This is a genomic window from Streptomyces tricolor, assembly GCF_002155905.1.
Classification (GTDB): Bacteria; Actinomycetota; Actinomycetes; order Streptomycetales; family Streptomycetaceae; genus Streptomyces; species Streptomyces tricolor.
In genome coordinates, this window is the sequence record NZ_MUMF01000569.1 from 1 (window position 1) to 3,140 (window position 3,140).

At 70.8% G+C, this 3,140-nt stretch carries 3 protein-coding genes and 2 pseudogenes; 2 read left to right on the plus strand and 3 right to left on the minus strand.

From position 1 onward, the window contains the following. The coding region (locus tag CCN44_RS43575) for a helix-turn-helix domain-containing protein (protein WP_143650133.1) at positions 1–135 on the minus strand (135 nt) is incomplete at its 3' end. A 77-nt stretch (positions 136–212) separates the two neighbouring features. On the opposite strand from CCN44_RS43575, the gene CCN44_RS47930 reads away from it, so the two are divergent. Further along, positions 213–443 (plus strand): hypothetical protein, encoded by a 231-nt coding sequence (locus CCN44_RS47930; protein WP_399008868.1) that lies wholly within the window; start codon positions 213–215, stop codon positions 441–443. Here CCN44_RS47930 and CCN44_RS47935 read toward each other — a convergent pair. Continuing rightward, positions 426–713: pseudogene (locus tag CCN44_RS47935) on the minus strand (hypothetical protein); the annotation flags it as partial. The gene CCN44_RS47930 and the pseudogene CCN44_RS47935 overlap by 18 nt on opposite strands. 35 nt (positions 714–748) lie before the next feature. Here CCN44_RS47935 and CCN44_RS33760 point away from each other — a divergent pair. Next, positions 749–2,725 carry a YncE family protein gene (locus tag CCN44_RS33760; RefSeq protein ID WP_086702103.1) on the plus strand — a complete coding sequence of 659 codons (1,977 nt, stop codon included), beginning with the start codon at positions 749–751 and terminating at the stop codon, positions 2,723–2,725. Between the two features lie 3 nt (positions 2,726–2,728). On the opposite strand, the pseudogene CCN44_RS33765 reads toward CCN44_RS33760, so the two are convergent. After that, positions 2,729–3,140: pseudogene (locus CCN44_RS33765) on the minus strand (hypothetical protein); the annotation flags it as partial.

Sequence of the window (3,140 nt, forward strand, 5' to 3'; positions counted from 1 at the left end):
CCGCCCGGCCTCCAGCGTGGAGATGTAGGCGGGCGTGTACGCGGGCCCCGCCAGCTGCCGCTGCGTCAGACCCCTTTCCGCCCGCAGCCGCTGCACCCGCCGCCCGATGACCTCCGGCTCGTCCCGCTCCCGCATGCCCCCGCTCCCCCCAACTCCCCTGGCGCCCTTGCCGTTGGGCGACGGCAGCCCATAGGTTAAACGGTGAATTAAGCATGCTTAACGCGCCGTTGTCGTGTTGCGAGGTCGCCGTGCCCGGACGTACATCCGCACCTTACGCACGCCCCACCGCCCGGAGGGCCGTCACGGCCGCGGTGATCGCCGCCGCGGCTCTCCTCCTGGCGGCGAACGCCGGCCCGGCGAGGGCGGCGGACCTGGAGAGAGCACACGAAGGCAGCCCACGCGCGGGGGTCCACGGCGAGATGTGCCGAGTCGGGCTGCTCTGAGTCACGGACGGCGACGAGGACGGTCGGGCCGGCGACCTCCGGAGAGGCCCTGGGGCCGAGTTCGCGGATGTCGGCCATGACGTGAGGCACCCCCTGCGATCGGTCTGTAGCAGAACGTAATCGCCCCGCTCTCCCGGCGTGCCGGAAATCACGAAACCTGGTGGCGGCACTGTCCGTGCCATGACCTACTCTTTGCACACTCGCCACGCGCGGCGCACACGGCTCATGCACAGGGGGCTCACGGATCGCCGTGTCCGCGCGGGCACCCATTCTCTTTTCATTCGTTCCGGGGGGTTCGAATCAGCGTGCGCAAGCGCTCTCTCACGGCTGCCACCACCCTGGCGGTCCTCTTCAGCTCGGCGGCCCTCGCCGCCACTCCGGCCGTCGCCGACTCCACCCAGCTCCTGCCGGTGCGGCAGACCGGCGACATCGTCGTGGACGCCGTCCACCAGCAGGTCTTCATCAGCGACCCGCTGAACGGCAAGATCGTGGTCACCGACTACGCCGGCAAGGTCGTCAAGCAGCTCACCGCCAACCTGTCCGGCGTCGAGGGTCTGGAGCTGTCCGCCGACTCCGGCACGCTCTACGCGGCCGTGCAGGATCTCGACGCCATCGCCGTCATCGACACCGCGACCGACACCGAGACCGGCCGGTACGAGGTCGGCGACAAGCCCCGCAGCGTGGCCCTCGCGGGCGGCAAGCTGTGGTTCGGCTACGGCGGCTCGGCCGAGGGCAACCTCGGCTCCGTCGACCTGGCGGCCGAGGACCACAAGGTCACGCTCGACCAGGACGGCAACAGCTGGTACGCGGCCCCGCTGCTGGACGCCGCGCCCGGCTCCAACACGCTCGTCGCGGGCGCGCCCTCGCAGAGCCCGGCCGTACTGGCCTCGTACGACGTCTCGTCGGGCACCCCCGCGCAGATGGCCACGACCCGGGAGGCGGGCAGCAACCTCGGCGACTTCCAGGTCACTCCCGACGGCCAGAACGTCGTGGTGGCCAGCGGTGCGCCGTACTACCAGCAGGTGTTCCGCACCTCCGACCTCAACGAGGCCGGCAAGTACGTCACGGACGCCTACCCGAACTCCGTGGCGATCGCCGCCGACGGCACGCTCGCGGCCGGCATCTCCGGCTCCTACGAGCCGGACGTCTACATCTTCAAGCCCGGCTCCGGCGAGGCGGTCCGCACCTACGACTTCCCGAACACCGGCACCACCAGCGGCTCCGACCTGCTGGCCCGGGGCGGACTGGCCTGGGACCCGAACGGCTCCCGGCTGTTCGCGGTGACCAGCAACAGCGAGGGCGCCTACTCGCTGCGCGTCCTCGACGCGCCCACCAAGGCGGCGAGCACGGTCACCGTGGACGCCCCGGCCACCGCACCCCGCGCCAAGCAGCTCACCGTCAAGGGCAAGGTCGCCTCCAAGGTGGCCGTCCCGGCCGGCACCAGGCTGACCGTGACCCGCACCGACCTGGAGTCCCCGAAGGGCAAGGCCCTGGCGGCGGCGGTCACCAAGGCCGACGGCACGTTCTCCTTCACCGACACCCCGCCGGCCGGCGGCAAGGTGAAGTACACGGTGGCCTACGCCGGTGACGCCGACCACGCGGCGGACTCCGGCTCGGACACGGTGGAGGTCTCGCGCGCCAAGCCGACGCTGACCGTCAACAACAACGGCAAGGTGTACGCGTACGGCAAGGACGTCACGTTCACCGCGCACCTCGGCAAGACGTACACCAACCGCACGGTGGAGATCTGGGCCGACCCGTTCGGCGGCGACAAGCCGAACAAGCTGGTGAAGTCCGGCAAGGTCAACTCCGACGGCAACCTGTCGGTCACCCTGGACCTGAAGCGGGACACCAAGGTCACCGCGAAGTTCAAGGGCGACTCCCGCTACCAGCCGGCGTCCGCCGCGAGCACAGTCGGCGCCAAGGTCAGCGTGTCCACGTCGGTCAGCAACCACTACAAGACGAAGTACACGTGGAACCACACGTACTACTTCTTCCACAAGACCAAGAACCCGCTGATCACGACCAAGATGTCGTACTACCCGGGCCGGGCGCAGAAGTTCCAGTTCGAGGTGTACTACCAGGGCCGCTGGTACCCGGGCGACCCCGCGTACTTCAAGCTGGGCTCCGACGGCGTCTCCAAGGTCAACATCACCGGCGACCACGGCCAGGACGTCGGCTGGCGGTTCCGGGTCCGCTCGTCGTACATCAACAGCGCGTCCGGTGACACCGTGAACTCCACGACGCACGGCGCCTGGAAGTACTTCACCTTCACCCAGTAAGCGCTAGGGGGTGCCCTGCAACTGGCGCAGCTGCCGCTGGACGTTCTCCAGCGCGCCGCGCCGGCGGCCGGGCACCCTGAGCCGCAACTCAGCGAGCGCGGGCCCGAGTTCACGGGCCCGCGCCGTGTCCTTGATGCGGGTCCACTGGTGGTGGGCCCGGTCCACGGCCGTCTCCACGGCGGGCGCGTCCACCGCCTGCCCCGCGGCCAGCCGCGCCTCGGCCACCGCCAGCCAGGCCCGGCAGCTGCGCACCGCGTCCCCCGCGAACATCGCCAGATCGGCCCGGACCTCGCTCCAGTGCCACGCCTGCTCGGACGCCGGCCCGTACACCCCCACGGCCTCCGCCTCGTACCGGGCGGCCAGCCCGTCGGCCTCCCCGTGCCGCCCCGCCCGCACGGCGGCGGCGATGGCGGCG